Here is a 25,975-nt window from a genome sequence, read left to right as displayed (position 1 = left end):
CAGTCGTTAGATTTTTTGCTCAATATCGGGCTGGCGATAAAAGCGATAAGCAAGCGTGATGGTTTTGATGTTTTTCGGCAGCGCAGGGTCGATGTAGAGGACCACCGGCATTTCAACCATTTGCCCTGCCGCCAAGGTTTGCTGCTCAAAACAAAAGCACTGTGTTTTTTTCACAAACGCCGTGCTTGCCGCTGGCGAAATAGATGGGACTGCTCTACCAATTACCGCTTTATCAGACAGGTTTTCAACCTGAAAACTGACGCGATGAATTTGACCTGGATGCACATCTACCGAGGTGAGATTGCCGCGAAATGTCCACGGCAGCCCCGCATCCACGGAGGTCACAAACTCTAGCGTCACTTTACGATCTAATACTGCCTCAGGCTTGGCTTGAGCATTCGCCAGTGTCGGCTTCCCATTCAGACCCGTCAGCTCACAAAACACCCGGTAAATGGGCGGCATAGCGAATACGGCAAACGCAAACATCCCGACCACACCAATAGCCAGCCAGCGCAACTGGAGGCTTTGGGCTGATGGGCTAGGTTTACGATCCATGAATTACTTAACCTCTGGCGGCTGAGTAAACGTGTGATAGGGCGCCGGACTTGGCAATGTCCATTCAAGACCTTCCTGCGCTTCCCACGGGTTAGCACTCGCTTTTGGCTGACGCTTGATGGTGAACAACACCGCCAAGAAGAACAGCTGGCTGGCACCGAACCAGAAACCACCAATCGAGATCCAGAAGTTCAAGTCAGCGAACTGCATGGAGTAGTCAGCGTAACGACGCGGCATGCCAGCAAGACCGACGAAGTGCATCGGGAAGAAGAGCAGGTTCACCGACAGCAACGAGCTCCAAAAGTGCAGTTGAGCCAGCTTGGTATTGAACATGTGGCCGGACCACTTCGGCAGCCAGTAGTAGGCGCCGGCGAAAATAGCGAACAACGAACCAGTGACTAACACATAGTGGAAGTGCGCCACCACAAAGTAAGTATCTTGGTACTGATAATCTGCTGGCGTGATGGCCAGCATCAGGCCCGAGAAGCCGCCAATGGTGAACAACACCACGAAGGCCAGCGCAAACAGCATCGGCACTTCAAAGGTCATGGAGCCGCGCCACATGGTGGCAACCCAGTTGAACACCTTTACGCCCGTTGGCACTGAAATCAGCATGGTCATGTACATGTAGAACAGCGAGCCCGCCAAGGGTAGCCCGGTGGTGAACATGTGGTGAGCCCAAACCACGAATGACAGCAACGCGATGGAGGCCGTGGCGTACACCATGGAGGGGTAACCAAAAAGCTGCTTGCGGGCAAAGACAGGAATAATGGCTGAGACGATTCCGAACGAAGGCAGAATCATGATGTAGACCTCGGGATGCCCGAAGAACCAGAAAATATGCTGGAACATCACGGGGTCACCACCACCAGCGGCATCGAAGAAGCTGGTACCGAAATGACGATCGGTGAGCATCATGGTGACCACGCCCGCCAGCACCGGCATCACGGCAATAAGCAGGAAGGCGGTAATCAACCAGGTCCAAACAAACAAGGGCATCTTCATCAAGGTCATGCCGGGAGCACGCAAGTTGAAGATGGTGACGACGACGTTAATCGCCCCCAGAATGGACGAAATGCCCATTAAGTGAACCGAGAAGATGAAGAAGTCTGTGCTGGCCGGGCCATAGGTCGTGGACAGCGGCGCATAGAAGGTCCAACCAAAATTCGGCGCAGACCCCATGCCCAAGACCGACATCACCACCGAGCCGATCAGGATGGCGAAGGCGAACGGCAGCAGCCAGAACGAGAAGTTATTCAGACGTGGCAGCGCCATATCCGGCGCACCGATCATCATGGGCACCATCCAGTTTGCGAAGCCGGTAAAGGCCGGCATGATGGCGCCAAAGACCATGAGCAAGCCGTGCACGGTCGTCATCTGGTTAAAGAAGTCGGGCTGTACCAGCTGCATGCCGGGATACATTAACTCAGCCCGGATCACCATCGCCGCCAAACCACCGCAAAGCAGCATCAGCAGTGCAAAAACCAAATACATCGTACCGATGTCTTTATGGTTGGTGGTGGTAAACATACGCAGTAAAAAGGGTTTCAATGGCGCGTGATGCCCATGATCATCATGGCCTTGGCCGGCCGTGCTGTGTGACATAGCTTCTGCGCTCATTTAGCAAACTCCGAAGGCTGTACCAGATCACCTGTGGCATTACCCCAGGCATTACGTTCATACGTCGTTACAGCGGCCATTTCGCGTGGCGTTAAGATGGCTTTCCAACCTGGCATGGCGTTTTTGCCATTCAGAATGATGTTGATGTGATCCTGCAAATGTGCTTTTTCCACCGCGATTTTGCTGCCCTTAAGAGCAGGGAACATGGGCGGCAAGCCTGCGCCACTGACCTGGTGACAGGCGGCACATCGAGCCACATACACGGCCTCACCCTCCTTCATGGCTACATCTAAGGACGGGTACTTATAGTCCACTGAAGCGGCTGCAGCCTTTGCATCCGCCTCGGCCTGGACCTTGGCACCTGCCAACCACTGTTTGAAGTCCGCTTTTGTCTTTACTTCAACCACAATGGGCATAAAGGCGTGATCTTTGCCGCAGAGCTCGGCGCAACGGCCGCGATAAATCCCCTCTTTACCCACCGGCACATCCACCCAAATTTCATTCACAAAGCCCGGTACCGCATCACGCTTTAGCGCAAAGTCAGGCACCCACCATGCATGAATGACATCGTCTGCCGTAATCAGGAAACGGATTTTCTGGCCGCTTGGAATCACCAGTGGCTTATCCACTTCCAGCAAATAATTCGGGTGCGCCTTAAAGTCCGGCAAATTGCTTGCACCAAAGCCCTTACCCTGACGCTCGTACTGCTCACGCGGCGTAGAAAGCACGGAGTAGAAGGAGACTCCAACGCTCTTGTCATCATCGTAGGTGAGGTATTCGTAGTTCCATTTCCATTGCGAACCCGTGACACGAACCGTCATGCTCGAATCACTGGTGTCATTCATCGCCACCAGCACACGCGTGGCAGGAATGGCCATACCAATGAGAATAATGAACGGAATGACGGTCCAAATAATTTCCACCATCGTACTTTCATGAAAGTGCGCAGCCACTGCGCCCTTTGATTTTCGGTGATGCAGGATGGACCAAAACATCATGCCGAAAACGCCCAGACCAATGGCAATACAGACATACAAAATGGTGCGATGCAGATGGAAAACCTGAGAACTAATGTCGGTGACGCCCGGCGTCATATCCCATGAACTAGAAGCAAGAAGCAGCGGCGACAGTAATAACGGCGGAACAGCTAAAAGCAGACGAACAATGACAGAACTCCGCATGCAACGGCCCTCGATTGGTGTCTGAACACGAGTGAGCTTTGCAACCGCCATGTGCGTTTCCGCCATGGTGTGCGCTCACTTCTATTTATATGCCCCGAAGAGTAGGCCTCTTTGCAGGGACGTGTCCACTCAGTCACGTATTGAAAGGGTAAGCGAAACGATGGTTGGCAGAAGACTTCCGACGAAGGGTGGATATCCACGAATTTAGTCGCAACTTCATGGAATCGTCATGCTGCAGTCATTGCGAGCAACACGCGCATTCGGTAAGGTGGCGACCAAGAATGAACCGGCATTTTTCAGCGTTTAGTCGCTGTTTCGCCGAAATTAGCGCCAATCATTGCGGATTGTTTGGCCACTATTTATGCCTTGGAATTTAGATATGCCTGCAATTTTGGTCGTCAATGGTCCGAACTTGAATTTACTCGGTCAGCGCGAGCCCGGCCTTTATGGCAGTGACACGCTAGATACAATTAACAAGCGTCTTCAAACGCAGGCTGAATCGGCCGGCATCAGCCTTGAATGCTTTCAAAGCAATCATGAAGGTGCGCTGGTTGAGCGCATTCATCAGGCCAGTCTCGATGGCACACGATTTATTTTGATTAACCCCGCAGCATTTACCCACACGTCTGTCGCACTGCGCGACGCACTGCTCGGGGTAAAAATTCCGTTTATTGAAGTGCACCTGTCAAACGTCCACGCGCGTGAGTCGTTTAGACAGCACTCTTTCCTTTCTGACAAAGCCGTCGGCGTGATTACCGGACTGGGCGCTCTGGGCTACGAACTAGCCTTGACCTATGCCCTGCGCGACCTTCGGACTGCACATTAATTTTTATTGAGGAGCCATACATGGATATTCGCAAGATCAAAAAGCTGATTGAACTGGTCGAAGAATCAGGCATTGATGAGTTGGAAATTACCGAGGGCGAAGAGTCGGTTCGAATTGCTCGTAACCGTCCACAACAAGCCCTGCACTACAGCCTACCTAATCCAGCACCTGCTTCTCAGCCAGCGACTTTTGCTGCTACACCAGCGCCCGTCGAAAGTGATAGCGCAACCAAAGGCACTGCCGTAGCCGCCAGCGAACCCAGCACCACGGGCTTTGTGCAGCGCTCTCCCATGGTTGGCACGTTCTATCGCTCACCGGCGCCAGGCTCGGCCCGCTTTGCAGATGTGGGCAGCACCGTTAAAGCCGGCGACACGGTTTGCATCATTGAGGCCATGAAAATGATGAATCAAATTCAGGCCGACAAGTCCGGCGTCATTGAAAGCATCTTGGTCGAGGACGGCCAGCCGGTCGAGTTCGATCAGCCGCTCTTCACTATCGTCTAAGCGGAGATCACCCCTATGTTGGACAAGGTGGTCATCGCCAACCGTGGCGAGATTGCATTGCGTATTTTGCGTGCCTGTAAAGAGCTCGGCATCAAAACGGTGGCGGTTTATTCGAAAGCCGACCGCGACTTGCTGCATGTCCGTCTCGCCGATCAAACCGTGTGCATCGGTCCGGCAGCCAGCAAGCAGTCTTACTTGAATATCCCGGCCATTATTTCTGCCGCCGAAGTCACCGGCGCTCAGGCTATTCATCCTGGCTACGGCTTTCTCGCCGAGAACGCCGATTTCGCTGAAGCCATAGAGAAGTCTGGCTTTGCCTTTATCGGCCCGCGCGCTGAGTCCATTCGCCTGATGGGCAATAAGGTCTCGGCGATCGTTGCCATGAAAGCCGCTGGCGTACCCACGGTGCCCGGCTCAGACGGCGCGGTAACGGCGGAAAACGCCATTGAAATGGCGAATTACATTGGTCTGCCCGTCATCATTAAAGCCGCTGCGGGTGGCGGTGGTCGCGGCATGCGCGTTGTGCATCATGAAGCGGATGTGCTCGACTCGCTGATGGTCACTAAAGCCGAGGCTGGCGCGGCCTTTGGCGATGACACGGTGTATATGGAGAAATTCCTGCAACACCCGCGTCACGTTGAGATTCAAGTCATCGGCGATGGCGAAGGCAAAGCGATTCACCTTTACGACCGTGACTGCTCATTACAGCGTCGTCACCAAAAAGTGGTTGAGGAAGCGCCGGCGCCGCACATCCCGCAAAAGCTGCGTGAAGAGGTCTATGCCGCCTGCATTCGAGCCTGCGAACAAATCAAGTATCGCGGCGCGGGTACATTCGAGTTTCTGTATGAAAACGAGCGTTTTTATTTCATTGAAATGAACACGCGCGTGCAGGTCGAGCATCCAGTGACTGAAATGGTTACCGGTATCGACATCATCAAGGAGCAGCTGCGTGTGGCGGCCGGCCTTGGTCTGTCGGTTACGCAAGACCAGATCAAGCTGCAAGGTCATGCCGTGGAAAGTCGCATCAACGCGGAAGACCCGAAAACGTTTATGCCCTGCCCCGGCAAGGTGAACTACTACCACGCGCCCGGCGGCCCCGGCATCCGTATGGATTCACATCTTTACTCGGGCTACAGCGTTCCGCCTAACTATGATTCGCTGATTGGCAAACTGATTGCGCACGGCCCGACGCGTGACATCGCACTCAAGCGTCTACAAAACGCGCTCGATGAGATCGTTATTGATGGCATCAAAAGCAATATCTCGCTGCATCGCGATGTCATTTTGCAGGATCCGGCGTTTCAACAAGGCGGCGTAGACATCCACCACCTCGAAAAGAAGCTCGGCCTGAGCTAATCCAGTCGATTTTGATGCCAGCAGGGTGATTTTGTCGCCCTGACTGGCTACAAAATCACCAGCAAGACGACTACACTGCGCGTCCAGTTTTTTCGGAGGCCGTCATGTCCTGGCTGCAAATCAAGATCGAGACCCGCAAGGCCGACGCGCCCCGCTTTGAAGACCTATTAGAGACGGCTGGTGCTGCCGCCGTACTCATGGAAGATAGCGGCGACCAGCCACTGCTCGAGCCACCGCCCGGCGCACAGCCGCTCTGGGACGCCACCACCGTGGTCGGCCTGTTCGTGGTGGACTCGGAGATGGATGCTGTTGTCGACTTTCTTGAAGGCCAGCTCGGTCACGCCCTGCCGCCCCATCGCATTGAGGTTCTGGAAGACAAGGACTGGGAGCGCGCGTGGATGGACAACTACCACCCCATGCGTTTTGGCGACCGCCTCTGGGTTGTCCCCAGCTGGACACCACCGCCTCAACCCGACGCCATCAACCTGCTGCTCGATCCGGGCTTAGCCTTCGGCACCGGCACCCACCAAACCACCGCTCTCTGCATGGAATGGCTCGATGGCCTTGATCTGCAAGGCAAGGTCGTGGTCGATTACGGCTGCGGTTCCGGCATTCTGGCGGTCGCCGCCCTGCTGCTCGGTGCGCGTGAAGCCTGGTGCGTCGATCTTGACCCACAGGCGCTGACCGCCACCCGTGACAACGCTGAGCGCAATGGTGTTGCAGATCGCGTTCGCGTGTTCATGCCTGAAGATATGCCTGCCGATTTCAACAATGGCGAAGGCGCCGATGTGGTGGTCGCCAATATCCTCGCCGGCCCGCTGGGCATGCTGGCACCGACGCTGACCCGCTTCCTCAAGCCCGGCGGCGATATCGCGTTGTCTGGCATCATCACCTCGCAAGTCGATGAGCTGCGCGAAATCTATGGCCAGTGGTGCGACATGGATGGACTGGGCATCAAGGATGAAGACTGGTGCCGATTGTCTGGCCGCAAGCGCATTGCGTGAGCGAAAAATGATGAGCCTGAACACATGACAGACCACCGCCCCGCCACTGACCGGCCAACGCTTGCACTCAACGCTCTGGCTTTGCCGGTGCAGCTCGACCGCGCGCAGCCGGTGAAACGGCGCCGACGTTGGCTGATCCTGGCAATTCTCGCTGCCTGCGTACTTGTGCTCGAAGGGCTTTGGCTGAGCCAGGATTTTTGGTTACAACAAGGTGTAGTTCGTAACGCGCTGAATCCCCTTTTGGCCAGTACGCCCTATGAATTGCTACGTCCGCGGGTAAAAGACGCCTGGCAAGTGACTGACTTAGGCTGGCGAGTCAGCGACCAAGATCCGCATCGTTATCAACTTGATGCCCGCCTGATCAATCGCGCGGACATCCTGCAACCGTGGCCAACGTTGCGACTGAGTCTGCGTGACAATTATGGCGTTCGCATCACCGCCCTCGACATAGCGCCACGCGCCTACCTGGCAAAATCTTCTGGACTGTCTTCTCTGGCCAGTAGCGATCAACCCCTTCGTATCAGCCTGCCCATTCAATTGCTGGCGCGGGAAAACGGCACCTGGCCGGCTTACGCCGCCGTTGAGCTGAGTCCGCTGCCATGAGCTGGCTAAAGCCACTGCACATCGGCCCCTACGCAATAGATGCGCCCTTGGCACTCGCCCCCATGGCCGGCGTTACTGATCGCCCGTTTCGCCAACTTTGCCGTGAATTAGGCGCAGGGCATGTGGTGTCGGAAATGGTGTCGTCGGAGTCACGCCTGTGGCACACCAACAAATCCAAGTTCCGCATGGATCACAGCGGCGAACCTGGCCCCATCACGGTACAGATCGTGGGTTACGACCCCGACATGCTGGCCGATGCTGCGCGCCAAAATGTTGAGCGTGGCGCGCAAATCATCGACATCAACATGGGCTGTCCTGCGAAAAAAGTCTGTAACCGGCTCGCCGGTTCGGCACTCATGCAGGATGAGCCTCTGGTCGAGCGCATTCTCGCTGCCGTGGTCGCGGCCGTGGATGTGCCGGTGACGCTGAAAATTCGTACTGGCTGGAATCGCGACAACCGTAATGGCCCGACCATCGCTCGCATTGCGGAAGATGCAGGGATTGCCATGTTGGCTGTGCATGGCCGAACGCGATCTGACAAATACATGGGCGACGCTGAATACGACACCATTGCTGCCATTAAGCAGTCGGTCGGCATTCCCGTACTCGCAAATGGTGACATTACTTCACCGGAAAAAGCGCGGCGAGTCTTTGAGCACACTGGCTGCGATGGTATTATGGTCGGCCGGGGAGCTCACGGACGTCCGTGGCTCTTTCGCGAGATCCAACACTACCTTCGAACAAGCGACCTGCTACCGCCCCCTAATCTGGCGGAACAGCGCGATATCGTCTTGCGCCACCTCGGCAGCTTGCACGCGTTCTACGGCCCGGATCTCGGCGTGCGTTTCTCACGCAAACACCTGGGCTGGTATGCCGACCATCTGCCGGAGGGCCAAGCGCTCAGCCGGCAGTTCAACACCCTGATTAATGCTGACCAGCAGATTCGGCTGGTGAGTGAGTATTTTTTGCGCCGAGCAGATAGCCGGTGGCCGGATGCCGCCGCTTGATGCCATTGACACGAGAGCACCACCCCATGGACATGTCCGTCATGAAGAAGCCGCTGACCAGCACCAGCACCCGCCCGAACCAGAGCCTGCGCGACCATGTCGAGCTGGCCATGCGCAACTATTTCGCGCATCTGGATGGCGAACGCGCCAGCGAAGTCTACGAGATGGTTCTTGCCGAAGTAGAAACACCGCTGCTCGAAGTGGTACTGGAGTACACCCGTGGCAACCAAACCCGCGCCTCCGAAATTCTTGGCCTTAACCGCGGCACGCTGCGTAAAAAGCTTAAGCAACACGGCCTGATGAACTGAGGAAGTGACCATGACTCAACGAGTGCAGCGCGCTTTAATCAGCGTCTCCGACAAGACTGGCATAGTGGCATTTGCGCGTGAGCTGGCTGCCAGCGGCGTGCATCTGCTGTCTACCGGCGGCACCTTCAAACTGCTGCAACAAGAAGGCGTAGCCGTGACTGAAGTCTCGGACTACACCGGCTTTCCAGAAATGATGGATGGTCGCGTGAAAACGCTGCACCCGAAGATTCATGGCGGCATTCTCGGTCGTCGCGGTCAAGATGACGCGATCATGGCTGAGCACAACATCGGTGGCATTGATCTGGTGGTGGTTAACCTCTACCCGTTCGCGGCGACGGTCGCCAAAGCTGACTGCACACTGCCGGACGCTATTGAGAATATCGACATCGGCGGTCCGACCATGGTCCGTTCTGCGGCCAAAAACCACGCCCACGTCGGCATCGTGGTGAGTGCCAGTGACTATGATCGCGTGCTGGCAGAAGTGAAGACCAGCGGTGGCCTGTCTTATGAAACGCGTTTCGACTTGGCGGTAAAAGCCTTCGAACACACCGCCGGCTACGACGGCATGATCGCCAATTACCTCGGCGGCTTAGTCGGCGCCACCAAGGGCGATCTCACGGCACGCGATACCTTTCCTCGCACCTTCAATACTCAGTTTTTCAAAGCGCAGGACCTGCGTTACGGCGAAAATCCACATCAGCGCGCTGCCTTCTATACAGAAGCCGCGCCGAAAGAAGCCTCGATTGCCACTACTACGCAGCTTCAGGGCAAAGAGTTGTCTTACAACAACATCGCCGATACCGATGCCGCGCTGGAGTGCGTGAAGAGCTTTGCCAAGCCAGCTTGCGTCATCGTGAAACATGCCAACCCCTGCGGCGTGTCCGTCGTGCTCGATGCCGAAGGAGGCATCCGTAAAGCTTACGATTTGGCCTATGCCACCGATCCGGAGTCGGCATTCGGCGGCATCATCGCATTTAACCGCGAACTTGATGCCGACACCGCTCAGGCCATCGTCGATCGTCAATTTGTTGAAGTCATTATCGCTCCCAGCGTCACCGCTGAAGCATTGGCCATCACAGCGACTAAGCAGAATGTTCGTGTATTGACCTGCGGCGCATTACCCGACATTACTTCACGCAACGCGCAATGGGACTTTAAGCGCGTCACCGGCGGCCTGCTCGTACAAGACCAAGACCTTGGCATGATCAAGGACACGGACTTGAAGATCGTGACCAAGCGCGCCCCCACTGAAGCCGAGATCCATGATCTGATCTTTGCTTGGAAAGTGGCGAAGTACGTGAAGTCGAACGCCATTGTGTATGCGAAAAATCGCCAGACCGTGGGCGTAGGCGCCGGCCAGATGAGTCGCGTCAACTCCGCCCGCATCGCTGGCATCAAGGCCGAGCATGCCGGCCTGCAAGTGCAAGGTGCAGTGATGGCATCGGATGCGTTCTTCCCGTTTCGCGACGGCATTGATAACGCCGCCAAAGCAGGCATTGCGGCCATTATTCAACCGGGTGGCTCGATGCGTGATGCCGAGGTGATTGCTGCGGCTGATGAAGCCGGCATTGCCATGGTGTTTACTGGGATGCGCCATTTTAGGCACTGAGCTTTTTAGGACCTCCGCGGTCAGGTGAGTTTATCTCTGGCCGGGAACGCCGCGAGTACGTCCTTGTAGGCTCTTGCGCGCCATCCATGGCGCGCAACGTCCCCGCCAGAGATAAACTCACCTGACCGCTCAGCGCTGAAGCTCAGGCTGGTGCATTAGCTCCAGTAGCGGAATAGTGACGACGACGCTGGATTGACCACGGGTGCGGGTGTGGGTGAGCACTGCTGGGGGACGTCGGCGGCCATAGATGGCCGCCGAGAGCCTACAGGGATGTACTTGTGGCGGTCCCCAGCAGTGCCCACCCGCATCCGCGCCCTCTCGAATAAGACTATGTGAGACTGCTAGATATGAAAATTCTGCTCCTCGGCTCCGGTGGCCGCGAACACGCCCTTGCATGGAAACTGGCTCAGGATCCTCGTGTCGAAACCGTCTTCGTAGCCCCCGGTAATGCAGGCTCCGCCACCGAAGCTAAATGCCGCAATGTCGCGCTAGATATTCTGGACAATGCCGCACTGGTTGCCTTCGCGCAGGCCGAAAACATCGCACTCACTGTGGTTGGTCCGGAAGCACCCCTGGTCAATGGCGTGGTCAATGCCTTTCGTGCGGCTGGCCTGAAAATCTGGGGGCCGACTCAGCATGCCGCCCAGCTCGAAGGCTCGAAAGCCTTTGCCAAAGATTTCCTCGCGCGCCAGGACATCCCGACCGCGTTCTACCAAGTCTTTACCGACACCGATGCAGCTCTTGCTTATGTTCGCGAAAAGGGTGCGCCCATCGTCATCAAGGCCGATGGCTTAGCCGCAGGCAAAGGTGTCATCGTCGCCATGACATTGGCAGAGGCTGAAGAAGCCATCATCGACATGCTCGCCAGTAACAAGTTCGGTTCGGCGGGTGCTCGCGTGGTTGTTGAGGAGTTTCTTGAGGGCGAAGAAGCATCCTTTATTGTCATGGTCGACGGTAAGAATGCCCTGGCGATGGCCACGAGCCAGGACCACAAGCGCATTGGCGACGCCGATACCGGTCCGAACACGGGCGGCATGGGCGCTTATTCCCCCGCGCCCGTGGTGACGCCTGAAGTACATGCTCGTGTCATGCGCGAAGTCATTATGCCGACGGTGAATGGCATGATCAGCGAAGGTCATCCGTATACGGGCTTTCTCTATGCTGGCTTGATGATTGATGACAACGGTGCGCCTAAGGTCATCGAATTTAACTGCCGTTTTGGCGACCCCGAAACACAACCGGTGATGATGCGACTGCGCAGCTCATTAGTTGCCCTCGTGGAAGCGGGCATTGCAGGTACCTTGGATCAAGCCGAGGCTGACTGGGATCCACGCGCTGCGCTAGGCGTTGTGATGGCAGCCGGTGGCTATCCTGGCGACATTCGCAAAGGCGATGTCATTCATGGCTTGGGCCAAGAAGGTCAAGACGCCAAAGTCTTTCATGCCGGCACCGCTCTTCAAGATGACCAAGTCGTCACCAGCGGAGGGCGCGTGCTGTGCGCCACTGGCCTCGGCGTGAGTGTCTTGGAGGCTCAGACCGCCGCCTACGCGGAAGTCGCCAAAATCCAATGGACTGGCGAATACCACCGCAATGACATTGGCTATCGCGCCGTGGCTCGCGAACTCAGCAAATAAAGCACGGCAAAACCCGACGGTCACACGCCCGTCGCTTTGTACAGGCCGTTCATTGCAAGCCGATGCTATACTCTCGCGCTTGCAATTTCCTAACAGCATTGGCAATCGTTCGAGCGAGAAAATAAATGGATGAGGCACTGCGCAAAGCGGCGTTGGACTATCACGAGTTCCCGCAGCCCGGCAAAATTAACGTAACGCCCAGCAAACAACTGGTGAACCAGCGCGACCTTGCTCTCGCTTACTCACCTGGTGTAGCCGCGCCTTGCGAAGAAATTGCGCGTGACCCTTCCACTGTTTCTCGCTACACCGCGCGTGGCAATCTGGTTGCCGTGATTACCAACGGTACGGCCGTATTGGGCCTCGGTGACATCGGCCCCTTGGCGTCGAAACCTGTCATGGAAGGCAAAGGCGTGTTGTTCAAAAAATTTGCGGGCATTGATGTGTTTGACATCGAAATCAATGAGCGCGACCCCGATAAGCTGGTCGATATTATTGCTTCGCTTGAGCCCACGTTTGGTGGCATCAACCTAGAAGACATTAAAGCGCCTGAATGTTTCTACATCGAAAAGAAGCTGCGCGAGCGCTGCAAAATTCCGGTGTTTCATGATGACCAACACGGCACATCCATCATTGTCGGTGCCGGCGTTCTCAACGCCCTGCTGCTGGTCAAGAAAGACATCGGCGATGTAAAAATCATTTGCTCCGGCGCCGGTGCTGCCGCAATTACCTGCTTGGACTTGCTGATTTCGCTCGGTGCCAAGCGTGAAAACATCTACGTCACCGACTCAAAAGGCGTTATTCACAGCGATCGCAGCGGCCTAGACGATAGCAAGCAGCGCTTTGCGCAAAAAACAGATGCGCGCACCTTAGCGGACCTGTTCGTGGGTGCAGATATTTTCATCGGTCTGTCGACAGCCGGCATCGTGAGCCAAGACATGGTCATGCAGATGAATGCTGACCCGATTATCTTCGCGCTGGCTAACCCAACACCCGAAATTCTGCCAGAACTGGTCAAGGCCGTGCGCTCCGACGCCATTATTGCAACGGGCCGTTCGGACTACCCGAACCAAGTCAACAATGCGCTCTGCTTCCCGTACATTTTCCGTGGCGCACTGGACTCGGGTGCCAGCACCGTTAATGAAGCCATGAAAGTCGCCTGTGTGCGCGCAATCGCTCAGATGGCGCACGTGGAGTCTTCGGACTCAGCGGCCTACAGCGGCGAAGTTCGTCGCTTTGGTCGAGAGTATTTGATTCCTGGCCCGCTCGATCCACGCTTAATCATGGCGATTGCACCCGCCGTCGCCAAAGCGGCAATGGATTCGGGTATTGCGACTCGCCCCATCGCAGACTTTGATGCGTATCGCCAGCGTCTGTCCGAGTTCGTCTATAACTCGGCGTTCCTGATGAAGCCTGTTTTTGCGAAAGCAAAAGCGCAGCCACAAAAAATCGCCTACTGTGAAGGCGAAGATGATCGCGTGCTGCGTGCCGTTCAAATCGTGGTTGATGAAGGCTTGGCTCGCCCTGTTCTGATTGGTCGCCCCGCCGTTATCGAGACGCAAATCCAAAAGCTTGGCCTGCGTATCCGTCCCGGTGTCGATATTGAAATCGTCAACCAAGACGATGATCCGCGCTTCGCCACTTATTGGCAGCACTATCACCAGATCATGGAACGCAAGGGCGTGGGCATTGAGCTCGCCAAGCGTGAAGTGCGTCGTCGCACCACCTTAATCGGCGCTCTGCTGACCAAGTTTGGTGAGGTCGACGGCATGATTTGCGGCACCTTCGCTAATTATGATCTGCACTTGCGCTATATCGATCGCATTATTGGCTTGCAAGAAAACTGCCGTGGCTATGCCGCCATGAACGTCATCATGCTGCAAGACCGTACGCTGTTTATTGCCGACACCTACGTCAACCCGGACCCCACGGCGCAAGAGTTGGCTGATATCACGCTCAAGGCCACCGAGGCCGTGCGTAACTTTGGTTTAACCCCGAAAGTGGCGCTGTTGTCGCACTCCAACTTCGGCAATGAAAACACGCCAAGTGCTCGCAAAATGCGTGAAACCTTCCAACTCCTTCAGGACATGGCGCCGGACCTGGAAGTGGATGGCGAGATGCACGGTGATGCCGCGCTCGACGAAAGCATTCGTTTGAACCTGTTCCCGAACTCGCGCCTGAAGGGCTCGGCGAACCTGCTCATCATGCCCAACGTCGATGCCGCCAATATTGCCTTTAACTTGCTGAAAACAGCCTGTGGCGATGGCGTCACCATCGGCCCCATCCTGCTGGGCGCCGCAAAGCCCGTGCACATTTTGACGCCCAGTGCGACCGTTCGCCGTATCGTCAACATGACCGCACTCACTGTCGCTGAAGCGATCAGTCGTCAGTAACCCGTCTGTATTTCATGACCCTCGCGCCCAGCTAGTGTAGGCTCGGGGGTCATGAAAATATCCCTACTTCTTCGGCTCTGTCTAAGCTTCTGCCTGCTGACATTAGGTAGTTTGGCACAGGCAAAACTCGCCCCCACCTTGCTCATCGACAGCTCCAACGAGCGCTTGGAGCTGGCACCGTGGCTGGATATAGCCTCACCTACTTGGCAGGCACTCGATCAATCCGTTCTCGCTAAAGGCTACGTAGATCGCCCCGTTTTATTGCGGCTTAAAATTGATAACCGAGGCTTAGCGAAGCGACGCATCCTAGAGATTACCCGCGCCAATGTGGGCCGGATTGAGGTCATTAGCCCCATCGCGCCAGGCCAATGGCTAACACGTCGCGCTGGCGCGAATGAGCTCATGCCACGGGGCGATATCAACGGCTTAGGCTACAGTTTTGAGTTAGAGATCCCTGAGGGTAAGTCCGAGATCTTTTTGCGGCTTAGCTCTTCGTACCCGCTGGCAACACCCATTCGCCTTAACATCGAAAACAGCCTGTTTCGCGACGCGCAAAATAGTGCCGGACTCTATGGCGTTGGCATCGGTCTTCTGGGCGGCCTCGTGCTGGGGATTGTTGGCCTTCGCTCTGCCCGTCTGAGTATTCCTACGCGCTGGATATTTGCGTCGGTAATTTTAACCGTGATCTTGCGCGCGCTCGCTGACCGAGGCGTGCTTGGCTATTGGTGGCTAGATGTTCCCGGCTCTCTGCATGGCCTGATTCAAATCAGTGGTAGTTTGCTGAGCATTGCCCACCTCCTGCTCTGTCGGCAATTTCTGATACAACGCGATCTATTGCCCACGGGTATGCGGCGCTTCCTAAGCGTCCCCATCTTCCTCAACCTGCTTTGGATGCTGAACACCATCAGCCAGAGCGTAACGCTCGCCATTGAATGGGCGGACTATCTCCGCCTACTCAGTATTGCGACCATCATCAGCATGCTTTGGTTGCCCATGCGGCAAAGCGTACACGGTGCAAAACTCTATTTAGCGGTCATGTTTGCGGGCCTTTGCGGTCAGCTCTACAACGATGCAGCACTGCGAGGCTGGGTCCCTTTTCTCGCAGAACCCTATCAAGTCATCATGATTTGGCATCTGCTAGCTGCACCGCTACTGCTTCATGCACTGGAGCAGCCAGCACCCCGTGTAAAGCCAATACGCAGCCGACCAGAGAAGCCCAAACCCTTGCTCGCTAAACCCTTACCAACGCCTTCCACGTCCACGACGAAGCTATCGGGCATGCAGGTCCTGGTCGTTGAGGACAATCCGTGGGTGCAACAGGTGCTGACCGGTCTGCTAGTTAAGCTGGGTTGCCAACCCCACTCGGTGAGCGATGGGCAACAAGCCCTAGCCTGCTTAAAACAGCAACACTTCGACTTAGTCCTGATGGATTGCGACCTACCAGGCCTCGATGGAATCTCTACCGCCCAACTCTGGCGTGCCGAAGCCACCAAACACAGCTTTGCTAGTACCGCCCATATTCCCATTGTGGCCATTACTGCACATGTTTCTGCGGCTTACGAGACGCAAGCGCGCGAAGCGGGCATGAATGATTTCCTGCAAAAACCAATCGATATGCGAACCTTGCACGATCTGCTGCAGAGATGGCGTGCAAAACCAGAACCTAGGGTGTAGCGCTAGGTCCTTCCGGCAAGTGGGGAGTATCGCCGGCCAGCGTCATCAGCAAGGCCTCATCACTTCGCCACTCCTGTTGTGCGATCTGACTGCCGCGCTCAAATAAACGCGCATGAATAGCAGCATACGGGGTGATGCGTAATAGCTGCCGTAGCCCTTCTGGTGTGTGGTCAACCAGCCCTTGCCACGGGGTGATCCGTGGATTTCCGCCATCCGCCACCAATTCCAAGCGATGCGAGGAGTTGGCCAACGTAGCCATCCAGCGATAGGCATCCAAACGAGATGGCGCAACGGTCCCTGCCGGCCACCAGCGGTCGAAACGATAGGTTTCATTGCCCACCCGCAAGATGCCAACCGCACCATTCAAACGTTCACTTAATGCGCCCGCACGCCCGGCAAACTGGCCTATCGCCGTGAGCTGCACTTGTGCATCGCCGCCGAGCTTGGGCACGGAAAGTAAGGCCATGCCAATGGGCGCTACGCGACCCCAATACTGAACGCGTGCACCGACAAATAAACCAGAGAGTGACGCGCCGCCGGCCTCTATCTCGCCCAACCATTGCGTGGGCTGGCAACGCATGCCGCCGGATGGCCAATGCAGCGATTGCGGATCGACGGGGCTGCTTCCCCGCAATCGCCATGTGGCATGACCGCCTTTAGTAAATAAACGCCCTTGGAGCAGACTTTCCTCGCTGCTGAGGAAACTCCCTGAGGCGCTGTTATATTGCTCAATGGGCCAGAACGTTGGCAGGCTCGTGTGTCCTGTACAGGCATCTGTATCTTGTAACAACCAAGACTCACCAGCCCCGGCTTGGCTGACGCCTAGGGTGACTCGACGCTGAATCGTCGTCTGCCAAGGGCGCGATAACAGTTGGCGGCTTAACCAAAATGCATGATGTGTGCGCGTGTCTACGCCAAATTCGAGGTATTGATCAAACCCTCCGGTGATGCCGGGGAGTTGCTGACGAAACGCACTCTTCATGGTGTTAGCGACATCCCAATCTCAGGCTCCAGGTGTGACGTTGGACGATACAGCTGGGGGGCAGTTGCCGAGCCGCCCCACAGCACTTCAAAACGCAGCGTCAACGACGGCTGCGTATCCTCGTTGCCCAGATGGCTCTGCGTCAAGCGGGGTTCTATCTCCACAAAGAACCACTCTCTAGCCACTTGCTGCCGCCAGCGCCACCAGAGTGAGTCACTCTGTGTTTTCCAACTCGGTTTTGTTCGCCCTTCCTGACTAAAGCCATTGGATACCGTGGTGGTTTTCGAACGCTCTTCTGCCAGCAATACGCCACGACTCCAGCGCATACCACCATCCGCACGCTCTTGCTCATAATCCAGTTGGTGATAAACAACGCCTACCTGGTAGTGGTTAAACGCATGCGACCACTCGATGTTTTGTAGCCCTCGCCAGCCCTCTTGAATGCCGTAGCGGGCACTGTGAAAAAGCTTCAATTCATCGTGTTCGGCTAAGGCAATGGATTGCTGCAAGCGGGCACGCACAAAGAGGTCCGTGGTGCTGTGCAAGCCCACATCCGTATCTATATTCAACCGTTTGAGATTGAGCACAGCCCAGCGTAAAGCGAACGCCGCTTCATTCACCGCCGGCACGCCTGCGACTCGACGCGCTTGACCGTTCTCATCTTCAAAAATAAGCGACAAACGCCGGGCCAGTTGCGGCAATGCCAAGTTCGCCCGTAAGCGCAGTGCGGGTGTCAGCTCACCTCGGTCATCGAGCACCCATTCATTAATCAAACGAAGACGCGCCTGCGCTAATGCTGTTTCTGTGGTCAGCTCACTGGCGGAGCCTGAGGGAGGCTGGCTGAACCAATCATCAAGCCAACGCACGGTGGACTGGGTGTGCTGATCGACTAGGCAGTGTGGATAGTCTGCCCACCCCATGAAATCGCCCGCACTGTCGTAACTCAGGCAAGATTGGGCATGTACGCCCGTGGGTAGGGTGGCTACCATGCCAAAAAGCAACAATCGCCTCATGAAGCCTTGCATGATGTCCTCCTGGATCACCTTGCGAAGCTTCAGGCTGTCACTTTGCACGCACCGCGTCGAGGGGTGTGAGACGAATTGCTACAGAGTTAATACCCCGCCTTAACGCGGGCCATTAATGCAGCAAAGCGGGCTTGCCATCGCCAAGTGCCATGAACTCAATCCGGTCATCATCGAACAGGTTCATGTCGGGCGCCAAAATACGAATGTAGCGATCGAAATAGAGCATTTGCTTCAATAACAAGGCAAAAGCGCGCGGGAATCGGATGCCATGACGCTCGCCTACTGCCACGACCTCGAGCATTAACTTATTAATCTCGTTGTCATTATTCAGGGCATTCATGACTTGCTCAGGATCAACCTGAGTCGCTGCCCCATAAATCGCCTCCAAGTCTCGCGAGAGCTTCTCTTGATCGACTTTGCGCTTGGTCATACCGATGACCGCCATGCTTTCCGCCATGGTTTTGAAGTCGCCACTGCTCAGCGACTCAATAAAGCTCATAGTGGCAGACCAGGTTTCTGGTGCAATACGCCCCACAATGCCGAAATCAATAAAACCTAAACGCCCATCAGTCAGTACCATGAGGTTGCCAGCGTGCAAATCGGCGTGAAAGCTTTCGCACAACATGAGGCTGGAAAACCAGGTATTCAACGCCGCGACCAGCGTCCCTGCGGGATCCTTGGTGTATTTGCGAATCGTCTCTAAGTCCGTGAGCGGCACGCCGTAGAAACGCTCCATGGTTAATACGCGCAGACTCGAGGCTTCCGGATAGATTCTGGGTGCTGTGGCTTGGGTATTGCCCGAGGTTTTCAAAAACTCACGGAATTGCTCTACGTTGCGGGCCTCTTTGTAGAAATCCACCTCTTCCATCATGCAGGCCTGAATTTCGCTGACGATGCCCGACAGGGAAGCAAACTTCAGTTTAGGCAATACGCGTTCGAGTAATAGCGCAGCCACATACAGAAAGTTCAAGTCGGTGAGCAATACATTCTCAACACCGGGTTTTTGAATTTTGATAACGACGGAGTCGCCATTGAGCAACTTCGCAGCATGCACCTGAGCAACCGAGGCTGAGGCCAGTGGAATCTCATCAATCTCACTGTAAATCTCGCTTAAAGGACGCTTCAACTCGCGCTCCAGCACTTGCTTCAAGATGCTGAACGGAAGCGGCTCTGTTTTATCCAGGCAGTGCTGAAATTCCGTGACATATTCGGCCGGAAAAATGGACGGCGAGCTCGCCACGAACTGTCCCAGCTTCACATAGGTTGCCCCTAAGCGCTCGAAGGTCAGACGTAACAGGCGCGGCAGTGGCGGTCGTTCGCCCGCAGCCCACGCCAGCCCTGTGGCGGCGAGAACCGTGGTGGTCTGGCTAATGCGAAACAAGCCCTTCAGCGCATTGCCCCAGTTTGCGTAATGATTCATTTCTATCGATCTCCCTGACTGCTGCTGCATACCGGACATGCCGGATCGCGGGGCGTTCGCACACGCCTCACCTCATTGACTCTGCCATCCCATAACAGGAGCTGCCCGCACAGCGACTCTCCTGTTTTCGTTAACACTTTCAACACTTCTTGCGCCTGCCAACTGCCCATCACGGCAACTGTGGTGGTCATTACCCCATTGTCATTGCACGTCAGCACGGCGTCGTCACTCTCAGGATAGAGGCAACGGTAACAGGCCGACTCAGCTTGCGTCGCATCAAAGACACTCAACTGACCCTGCCAGGCAATAGCCGCTGCCGAAATCACCGGCTTTTTCAGCGCCCAAGCACAGCGATTAATCAAATCACGGGTGGCGAAATTATCGCAGCAATCGGCGACCGCATCGACACTGGCTAAAGCCTGCATCAAACGCGCTTCATCCATACGCTCAGGCAGGATATCAATGACCACATCGGCACGAAGCGCTAACAAACTGTCGCGGGCAGACTCGACCTTAAAGCGGCCGATATCGGCATCGTGATGCAACATTTGGCGTTGCAGATTGCTTAACTCTACGCGGTCAAAATCCGCCAGCAGCAAGCGGCCAATACCTGCGAGCGTAAGTTGTTGCGCCAAGGGGCAACCCAAACCACCCAAGCCAACCACCAGAACCGAGGCCGAGGCAATTTGGCTTTGCGCGGCAATATCCCACGTCGGCAGCAGGATTTGCCGGTGATATCGCAGCAGTTGATCATCGGTCAGCAAATGTCTTCTCCGCGGATACGCACCATTGGCCTCCACTGACCCGGTCCTGACCGGCTAAGTCCTGCCAGCTTTGCACCTTCTCAAAGCCACGTTGCTGCAGCGCATCGCGCACGGCCTCCGCTTGCGTTGCGCCGTGTTCGAGCAGGAGCCAACCGTGATCCTCTAAATGCGCGGGGGCCAGTGTGACTAGCCGCCATAAGTCCGCCATCCCGTTCGATTCTGCCACCAGCGCCGATCGCGGCTCATGCTGTAGATGGGGTAAGTGCAGGTCATCCTCAGCTAAATACGGTGGGTTACTGACAATTAAATGAAACCGCTTTGAACCCAATGCACTGAACCAATCGCTAAGTATCCACTGCACCGATAAGCCCAGATCGCGGCCATTTGCCTCGGCCACCGCCAGTGCTGGCGCAGAGCGATCAACAGCAACGAGATGCGCCTGTGGCAGGCTATGTGCCAAGGCTAACGCAATCGCGCCGCTGCCAGTGCCCAAATCCAAGATATCAGGTGAGCTCACCTCGGACTGCGCCAAACAATCCAGCGCGACTTCGACTAAGCGTTCGGTATCGGCGCGGGGAATCAGGGTGTCGGCCGTGACCGTTAAGGGCAGTGACCAAAACTCATGTTCGCCACGCAGCAGAGCCAAAGGCTCACCTTGCAGTCGCCGCGCAAGCCAATCCTCAGCACGAATGAGTTGCTCCTCGGTGAGCTCACGCTCTGGCCATGTCATCAGCCAAGCCTGCGTCTGCGATAACGCGGCGGCCAGCAACCACTGTGCCTCGCGGCGAGGCGACTGGTCCTCTACGCCGGGAATTCGCCACTGCGCGTGCTCACGAAAGCTGGCTTCCGCCTGCTGCAGCCACTGTGCCAGCGTACAGCGCTTACTGCTCATCGGCTAAGGCCGCCAGCAAGTCAGCCTGATGCTCGGTAGCAAGCGCCTGCAGCAGCTCATTCAAATCGCCGCCCAAGACTTCATCAAGGCGATAGAGCGTGAGATTAATGCGGTGATCGGTGACGCGACCTTGGGCAAAGTTATAGGTTCGAATGCGCTCGGAGCGATCGCCGGAGCCGACCAAATTTCGGCGCATCGTGGCCGACGCCAACTGCTGCGCTTGCTGTTGCTGCGCAAGCAAGCGCGCACCCAGTACCGATAGCGCTCGAGCTTTGTTTTTATGTTGAGAGCGCTCGTCTTGGCACTCCACCACCACACCCGTGGGCAAATGCGTAATACGAACAGCAGAGTCCGTCTTGTTGACGTGCTGGCCACCGGCGCCACTGGATCGATAGGTGTCTATGCGCAAATCGGCTGGATTGATCTCAATCGCAGCAATCTCTTCAGACTCGGGCAAGATCGCCACCGTACAGGCCGAGGTGTGAATACGTCCTTGCGACTCCGTGGCGGGTACACGCTGCACACGATGCGCGCCAGACTCAAATTTGAGCGCAGCATACACGCCCTCACCTTCTACCCGCGAAATAACCTCTTTAAAGCCACCGTGTTCGCCGACATTGCTCGACACCACTTCCACACGCCAGCCCATGCGTTCGGCATAACGGCTATACATGCGAAACAGATCGCCGGCAAAAATAGCGGCTTCGTCTCCGCCCGTGCCAGCACGCACTTCCAAGTAAATATTGCAGGTGTCGTTAGGGTCTTTTGGCAGCATGAGGCGCTGGAGTTCAGCCTCCAACGCTACGAGACGCTGATCAGCGTCACGAATGTCCTGCTCAGCTAACTCACGAAAATCAGGATCAGACAGCAATTCACGTGATGCGGTTTGATCGGCCTGCGTGCGGCGATAGGCCAACAGCACCTGTACCACAGGCTCAATTTCGGCATGCTCTTTCGACAATTTGCGAAACTGGGGCTGGTCATTGATCACCCCGGCATCGCCGAGTAACGCGTTCAGCTCCTCGAAACGCTCCGCGAGCTGGTCGAGACGCGCAAGAATAGAGTCTTTCATGCGCCGCTATCTTCCTGATTGAGTCCCATTACCCGCAGCGCTACAGGCAGCTGCTGGGCATTATCTTCACTGGCTAATTGGCGCAGTGCCACGGTGGGGGCATGCAGCCATTTATTCATTAAATTATGCTGAAGCCTTGCTAAAACGACTTCGGCATCGCCCCCTTTACGCAAGGCATCAAGGGCTTTCTCGCGCTCGATATCAGCGACCGATGCGGCCTGCTGACGAAGGCGGCGAATCCAGTGTGCACCATCCTGAAGAATACGTTGCTGCACGGCAAACGCCTTCACGTGTTCGCTGATCAGCACCTCAGCCACTTCCGCCGCACGTTGGCGCTCACGCCAACCGGCATCCACCACGCCTTGTAAATCATCCACGGTATACAGATAGACATCCTCAAGTTCAGCAACTTCCGGCGCGACATCACGCGGCACGGCAATATCAATCAGTAACAACGGTCTGTGGCGACGACGCTTAAGGGCTTGCACAACGAGTTCGCGGGTAATCACCGCTTGAGTGCTGGCCGTGCACGACACCACCATATCTGCACTGGCCAACGCCGCATCCAACGACGACCACGGCAGAGCCTGACCTTGCACGCTCTGCGCCAGCGCTTCGGCATTCGCCAAGGTGCGATTGACCAGCAACAGCTCAGTCACACCTTGCTCGCGTAAATGCCGCGCCACCAGCGTGTTCATTTCACCGGCACCAACCAGCAGAACGCGTGTGTCTTGCAGGGACTCAAAAACCTGTTTGGCCAAATTGACGGCCGCAAAGCCGATTGAAACCGGACTCACACCAATCGCCGTCTCGGTCCGAACCTGCTTAGCAGCGGCAAACGTTTTCTGAAACAGACGCTCAAGCTCAGGACCTAAGGTGCCTGCGGCCATGGCGTCTCGGTGCGCCTGTTTCATTTGCCCCAAAATTTGCGGTTCACCCAAGATCATGGAGTCGAGGCCCGCGGCAACTCGCATGGCATGCTGAACGGCTTTTTCAGCCGTAAAGTGATAGGCCACCGCACTCAACTCAGGGTTGGGCAATTGCTGATGCTTCGCCAGCCAGTCTAATAACGCCACGGCAGTCGCCTCAGGCGCCTCGGAGGCAGCATAAAACTCAGTACGATTACAGGTCGATATCAGCGCCAATTCGCGCAAACCTGTCGCTTGGCAGGCGGCCATTAACGCACTCGGCAAAACCTCGGGCGCAAAAGACACGCGCTCGCGCAAGGCTACGGAAGCCGATTTGTGATTAATGCCGAACGCCAGCAGCCCCATGCCCGACCCTGTGTCGTGATAGCCGCAACCCAGCACAGCCAAGTTGACGGAAACGTGCGGAAAAACAGTCGCTGCATAAGGCAGCCGTTTGAAAACGCACGAATTGTGAGGGATCAGATCAACAAAAACAAATCTTCACGGCGCATTTGCTAGACTGCCTCCCTTAAAGCTCCACAGGACTCTTTCATGTTGCGTACTTTTATCGCCATCAGCGCCGCAATACTGCTAAACGCCTGCGCCAGCAACTCAACGATCACCACCGCCCCACCCGGGCCATCAACTGCCACAACTGACGCACGTGCGCTTACTCACTGGGAAGCCAAAGGCAAGGTGGGCCTACGCTTTTTGGGCCAGAGTATTTCAGCCACTTATCGTTGGCAGCGCCAAGACGGCGACTTCTCAGCAGACGCGGCGGGGCCACTGAATCAGGGCTTCACCACGCTCGTGGGACGCAACGGCATGGTGACCGTGGAGAATGCCTGGCTGGGACGCCATGAAAGCGCCGACGGGGAAGGTTTACTGCAAGCATTGACCAGCATTCGCGTGCCGCTATCCCACTTTAATGCGTGGTTTATGGGCTGGCCCAAAGACAGTAAAACCCCGGTGCAAACACTCCCCAGCAACGAAGGCGTGCGTGAGTTCATCGAGAATGGCTGGCAAGTTCGTATCACCAGCGAACAGCTGATTCAGGGCTATCGTATTCCTGAGCGCATGATTGTTTCGCAAGAGGGGACGCGCTTGGTGCTGTCCCTTAATGAATGGACGCCAAGTACCCCTGCTACCACCCAGACCCCAGGTCTCACGCCATGACCCGTGAAAACATGACCTGGCTGAATGCGTTTAGCCTGCCCGCGCCCGCGAAGCTGAATCTGTTTTTGCATATCACGGGGCGACGACCCGATGGCTATCACACCTTGCAAACCTTGTTTCAATTCCTCGAGCACGGCGACACCCTGCACTTCATGCGGCGTGCCGACAGTGATATTTACTTTCAAGGCAATTTGCCAGGCGTAACCCACGAAGACAATCTGATCGTTCGTGCCGCTCGCGCGCTTCAGGCCGCTACTGGCTGCACGCAGGGCGCCAGCCTGCATTTGGATAAGCGCTTGCCCATGGGCGGCGGCTTGGGAGGAGGCTCTTCCGATGCGGCGACTACTCTGCTGGGCTTAAACGCCCTATGGCAGACCCACCTCAGCCTGCCTGAGCTTGCCCGCATAGGCCTGACACTTGGTGCTGATGTCCCCGTGTTCATTCATGGTCACGCAGCCTGGGCGGAAGGCGTCGGCGAGCAACTGGAATCCGTTGTGATTGAAGAGCCCTGGTATGTTGTGCTCACACCGGATGCACATATCGCCACAGCAGCAGCTTTTTCACATCCAGAATTGACACGTAATTCCGACCCCATTACACTGCGCGCCTTCTCAGCGGGAGCCGCCAGAAATGACTTCGAAAAAGTCGTTCGGCAATTATCTCCCGCCGTAGATGCAGCCTTGCAATGGCTGGCGCAGCACGGAGCAGCGCGCATGACGGGAACAGGGGCTTGTGTATTTTTAGCTTGTCCTGATGCCGATCACGCCGCTAAAATCCTGGCCGCAAGTCCAGTCCAAGGTTTCATCAGTCGCGGACAGAATGTCTCCCCTGCGCATCGCGCATTGGACACACTGTTCCGACCACACCGTATATAGGGGCGTCGCCAAGCGGTAAGGCAGCGGGTTTTGATCCCGCCATGCGTTGGTTCGAATCCAGCCGCCCCTGCCATTTTCTGTCCGGCCGAGACGATTCGTCATCATGCCCAATCTTGTCGTATTCACTGGTAACGCCAATCCCGAGCTGGCCCGCAAGGTCGCCAGCCACCTGCACGTGCCTCTCGGCGCAGCGCATGTCGGCACCTTCTCGGATGGCGAAATTGCCGTCGAGATCAACGACAACGTTCGCGGCAAGGATGTCTTCATCCTGCAATCGACCTGCGCGCCGACCAATGACAACCTGATGGAACTGATCGTGATGGCCGACGCCCTGCGCCGCGCCAGCGCCGGTCACATCACCGCGGTCATCCCCTATTTCGGCTATGCCCGTCAGGATAGAAAAGAACAGCCCCGGGTTCCCATCACCGCCAAATTAGTCGCCAACCTCATCTCCACAGCCGGCACCAACCGGGTTCTAACTTTAGACTTACACGCTTCCCAGATACAGGGGTTTTTCGACATTCCTTTAGACCATTTATATTCCAATCGGGTTTTCAACCGCTATTTCTTGGATATGAAAATCAAAGACCC

24 protein-coding genes and 1 tRNA gene are annotated in these 25,975 nt (G+C 56.1%); 15 read left to right on the top strand and 10 right to left on the bottom strand.

Annotation, left to right across the window (positions count from 1 at the left end):
- Window positions 1-6: 6 nt before the first annotated feature.
- Genes AC14IB_RS09615 through coxB form a run of 3 tightly spaced genes read right to left on the bottom strand, consistent with a single transcriptional unit; the run spans window position 7 to window position 3,356 of the window.
- Window positions 7-555: a cytochrome c oxidase assembly protein gene (locus AC14IB_RS09615; RefSeq protein WP_484231669.1), complete on the bottom strand. Its 549-nt coding sequence runs from the start codon at window positions 553-555 to the stop codon at window positions 7-9.
- Between the two features lie 3 nt (window positions 556-558).
- Window positions 559-2,175, bottom strand: a complete 1,617-nt coding sequence (gene ctaD, locus AC14IB_RS09610; RefSeq protein WP_484231668.1) for a cytochrome c oxidase subunit I — start codon at window positions 2,173-2,175, stop codon at window positions 559-561.
- Window positions 2,172-3,356 carry a cytochrome c oxidase subunit II gene (gene coxB, locus AC14IB_RS09605; protein ID WP_484231667.1) on the bottom strand — a complete coding sequence of 395 codons (1,185 nt, stop codon included), beginning with the start codon at window positions 3,354-3,356 and terminating at the stop codon, window positions 2,172-2,174. Before coxB ends, ctaD begins: the two co-directional genes overlap by 4 nt.
- Window positions 3,357-3,735: 379 nt before the next feature.
- On the opposite strand from coxB, the gene aroQ reads away from it, so the two are divergent.
- The 11 genes from aroQ (at window position 3,736) to AC14IB_RS09550 (ending at window position 16,270) form a co-directional block, all read left to right on the top strand.
- Window positions 3,736-4,182: a type II 3-dehydroquinate dehydratase gene (aroQ, locus tag AC14IB_RS09600; RefSeq protein WP_484231666.1), complete on the top strand. Its 447-nt coding sequence runs from the start codon at window positions 3,736-3,738 to the stop codon at window positions 4,180-4,182.
- 20 nt (window positions 4,183-4,202) lie between these two features.
- Entirely contained in the window at window positions 4,203-4,685 is a 483-nt protein-coding gene (gene accB / locus AC14IB_RS09595) for an acetyl-CoA carboxylase biotin carboxyl carrier protein (protein WP_484231665.1), read from the top strand.
- A 15-nt stretch (window positions 4,686-4,700) separates the two neighbouring features.
- A complete protein-coding gene (gene accC / locus AC14IB_RS09590; RefSeq protein WP_484231664.1) occupies window positions 4,701-6,041 on the top strand; it encodes an acetyl-CoA carboxylase biotin carboxylase subunit in 1,341 nt (446 codons plus the stop codon).
- A gap of 104 nt (window positions 6,042-6,145) precedes the next feature.
- Entirely contained in the window at window positions 6,146-7,045 is a 900-nt protein-coding gene (gene prmA, locus AC14IB_RS09585) for a 50S ribosomal protein L11 methyltransferase (RefSeq protein WP_484231663.1), read from the top strand.
- A 24-nt stretch (window positions 7,046-7,069) separates the two neighbouring features.
- A complete protein-coding gene (locus AC14IB_RS09580; RefSeq protein WP_484231662.1) occupies window positions 7,070-7,648 on the top strand; it encodes a DUF3426 domain-containing protein in 579 nt (192 codons plus the stop codon).
- The gene (gene dusB, locus AC14IB_RS09575) at window positions 7,645-8,655 is read left to right on the top strand and encodes a tRNA dihydrouridine synthase DusB (RefSeq protein WP_484231661.1); all 1,011 of its coding nucleotides are present in this window, start codon (window positions 7,645-7,647) and stop codon (window positions 8,653-8,655) included. Before AC14IB_RS09580 ends, dusB begins: the two co-directional genes overlap by 4 nt.
- A 26-nt stretch (window positions 8,656-8,681) precedes the next feature.
- The gene (gene fis / locus AC14IB_RS09570; protein WP_454557331.1) at window positions 8,682-8,963 is read left to right on the top strand and encodes a DNA-binding transcriptional regulator Fis; all 282 of its coding nucleotides are present in this window, start codon (window positions 8,682-8,684) and stop codon (window positions 8,961-8,963) included.
- A gap of 10 nt (window positions 8,964-8,973) precedes the next feature.
- Window positions 8,974-10,572 carry a bifunctional phosphoribosylaminoimidazolecarboxamide formyltransferase/IMP cyclohydrolase gene (gene purH / locus AC14IB_RS09565; RefSeq protein WP_484231660.1) on the top strand — a complete coding sequence of 533 codons (1,599 nt, stop codon included), beginning with the start codon at window positions 8,974-8,976 and terminating at the stop codon, window positions 10,570-10,572.
- 347 nt (window positions 10,573-10,919) lie between these two features.
- Window positions 10,920-12,206 (top strand): phosphoribosylamine--glycine ligase, encoded by a 1,287-nt coding sequence (gene purD, locus AC14IB_RS09560; RefSeq protein ID WP_484231659.1) that lies wholly within the window; start codon window positions 10,920-10,922, stop codon window positions 12,204-12,206.
- 125 nt (window positions 12,207-12,331) lie between these two features.
- Complete coding sequence (locus AC14IB_RS09555) at window positions 12,332-14,596, top strand: NADP-dependent malic enzyme (RefSeq protein WP_484231658.1); 2,265 nt, start codon at window positions 12,332-12,334, stop codon at window positions 14,594-14,596.
- A 51-nt stretch (window positions 14,597-14,647) separates the two neighbouring features.
- On the top strand, window positions 14,648-16,270 hold the full coding sequence (locus AC14IB_RS09550; RefSeq protein ID WP_484231657.1) for a response regulator: 1,623 nt from the start codon (window positions 14,648-14,650) through the stop codon (window positions 16,268-16,270).
- Here the strand turns inward: AC14IB_RS09550 and AC14IB_RS09545 are convergent.
- The 7 genes from AC14IB_RS09545 to hemA form a co-directional block, all read right to left on the bottom strand.
- Entirely contained in the window at window positions 16,260-17,252 is a 993-nt protein-coding gene (locus AC14IB_RS09545; protein ID WP_484231656.1) for a hypothetical protein, read from the bottom strand. The genes AC14IB_RS09550 and AC14IB_RS09545 overlap by 11 nt on opposite strands.
- Entirely contained in the window at window positions 17,249-18,277 is a 1,029-nt protein-coding gene (locus AC14IB_RS09540; RefSeq protein ID WP_484231655.1) for a hypothetical protein, read from the bottom strand. The genes AC14IB_RS09545 and AC14IB_RS09540 overlap by 4 nt, the downstream gene beginning before the upstream one ends.
- Before the next feature lie 112 nt (window positions 18,278-18,389).
- Entirely contained in the window at window positions 18,390-19,697 is a 1,308-nt protein-coding gene (locus AC14IB_RS09535) for an ABC1 kinase family protein (protein WP_484231654.1), read from the bottom strand.
- Between the two features lie 2 nt (window positions 19,698-19,699).
- A complete protein-coding gene (locus AC14IB_RS09530; RefSeq protein WP_484231653.1) occupies window positions 19,700-20,461 on the bottom strand; it encodes a HesA/MoeB/ThiF family protein in 762 nt (253 codons plus the stop codon).
- Window positions 20,448-21,353 (bottom strand): peptide chain release factor N(5)-glutamine methyltransferase, encoded by a 906-nt coding sequence (prmC, locus tag AC14IB_RS09525; protein WP_484231652.1) that lies wholly within the window; start codon window positions 21,351-21,353, stop codon window positions 20,448-20,450. Before prmC ends, AC14IB_RS09530 begins: the two co-directional genes overlap by 14 nt.
- Window positions 21,343-22,425, bottom strand: coding sequence for a peptide chain release factor 1 (gene prfA / locus AC14IB_RS09520; RefSeq protein WP_484231651.1), 1,083 nt, complete (start codon window positions 22,423-22,425; stop codon window positions 21,343-21,345). Before prfA ends, prmC begins: the two co-directional genes overlap by 11 nt.
- A complete protein-coding gene (hemA, locus tag AC14IB_RS09515; RefSeq protein ID WP_484231704.1) occupies window positions 22,422-23,699 on the bottom strand; it encodes a glutamyl-tRNA reductase in 1,278 nt (425 codons plus the stop codon). Before hemA ends, prfA begins: the two co-directional genes overlap by 4 nt.
- 186 nt (window positions 23,700-23,885) lie before the next feature.
- Between hemA and lolB the strand changes: the two genes are divergently transcribed.
- The 4 genes from lolB to prs form a co-directional block, all read left to right on the top strand.
- A complete protein-coding gene (gene lolB, locus AC14IB_RS09510; protein ID WP_484231650.1) occupies window positions 23,886-24,509 on the top strand; it encodes a lipoprotein insertase outer membrane protein LolB in 624 nt (207 codons plus the stop codon).
- Window positions 24,506-25,384 carry a 4-(cytidine 5'-diphospho)-2-C-methyl-D-erythritol kinase gene (ispE, locus tag AC14IB_RS09505; protein WP_484231649.1) on the top strand — a complete coding sequence of 293 codons (879 nt, stop codon included), beginning with the start codon at window positions 24,506-24,508 and terminating at the stop codon, window positions 25,382-25,384. The genes lolB and ispE overlap by 4 nt, the downstream gene beginning before the upstream one ends.
- Window positions 25,383-25,457: transfer RNA gene (locus AC14IB_RS09500), tRNA-Gln, on the top strand. Before ispE ends, AC14IB_RS09500 begins: the two co-directional genes overlap by 2 nt.
- 30 nt (window positions 25,458-25,487) lie before the next feature.
- Window positions 25,488-25,975, top strand: a 488-nt coding sequence (gene prs / locus AC14IB_RS09495; protein ID WP_484231648.1) for a ribose-phosphate diphosphokinase, incomplete at its 3' end; no start/stop codon positions are given.

The sequence above is a fragment of the Perlucidibaca sp. genome (assembly GCF_057084925.1).
Note: the sequence above shows the minus strand (reverse complement) of the source record. Positions and strands in the feature narration are given on the sequence as shown.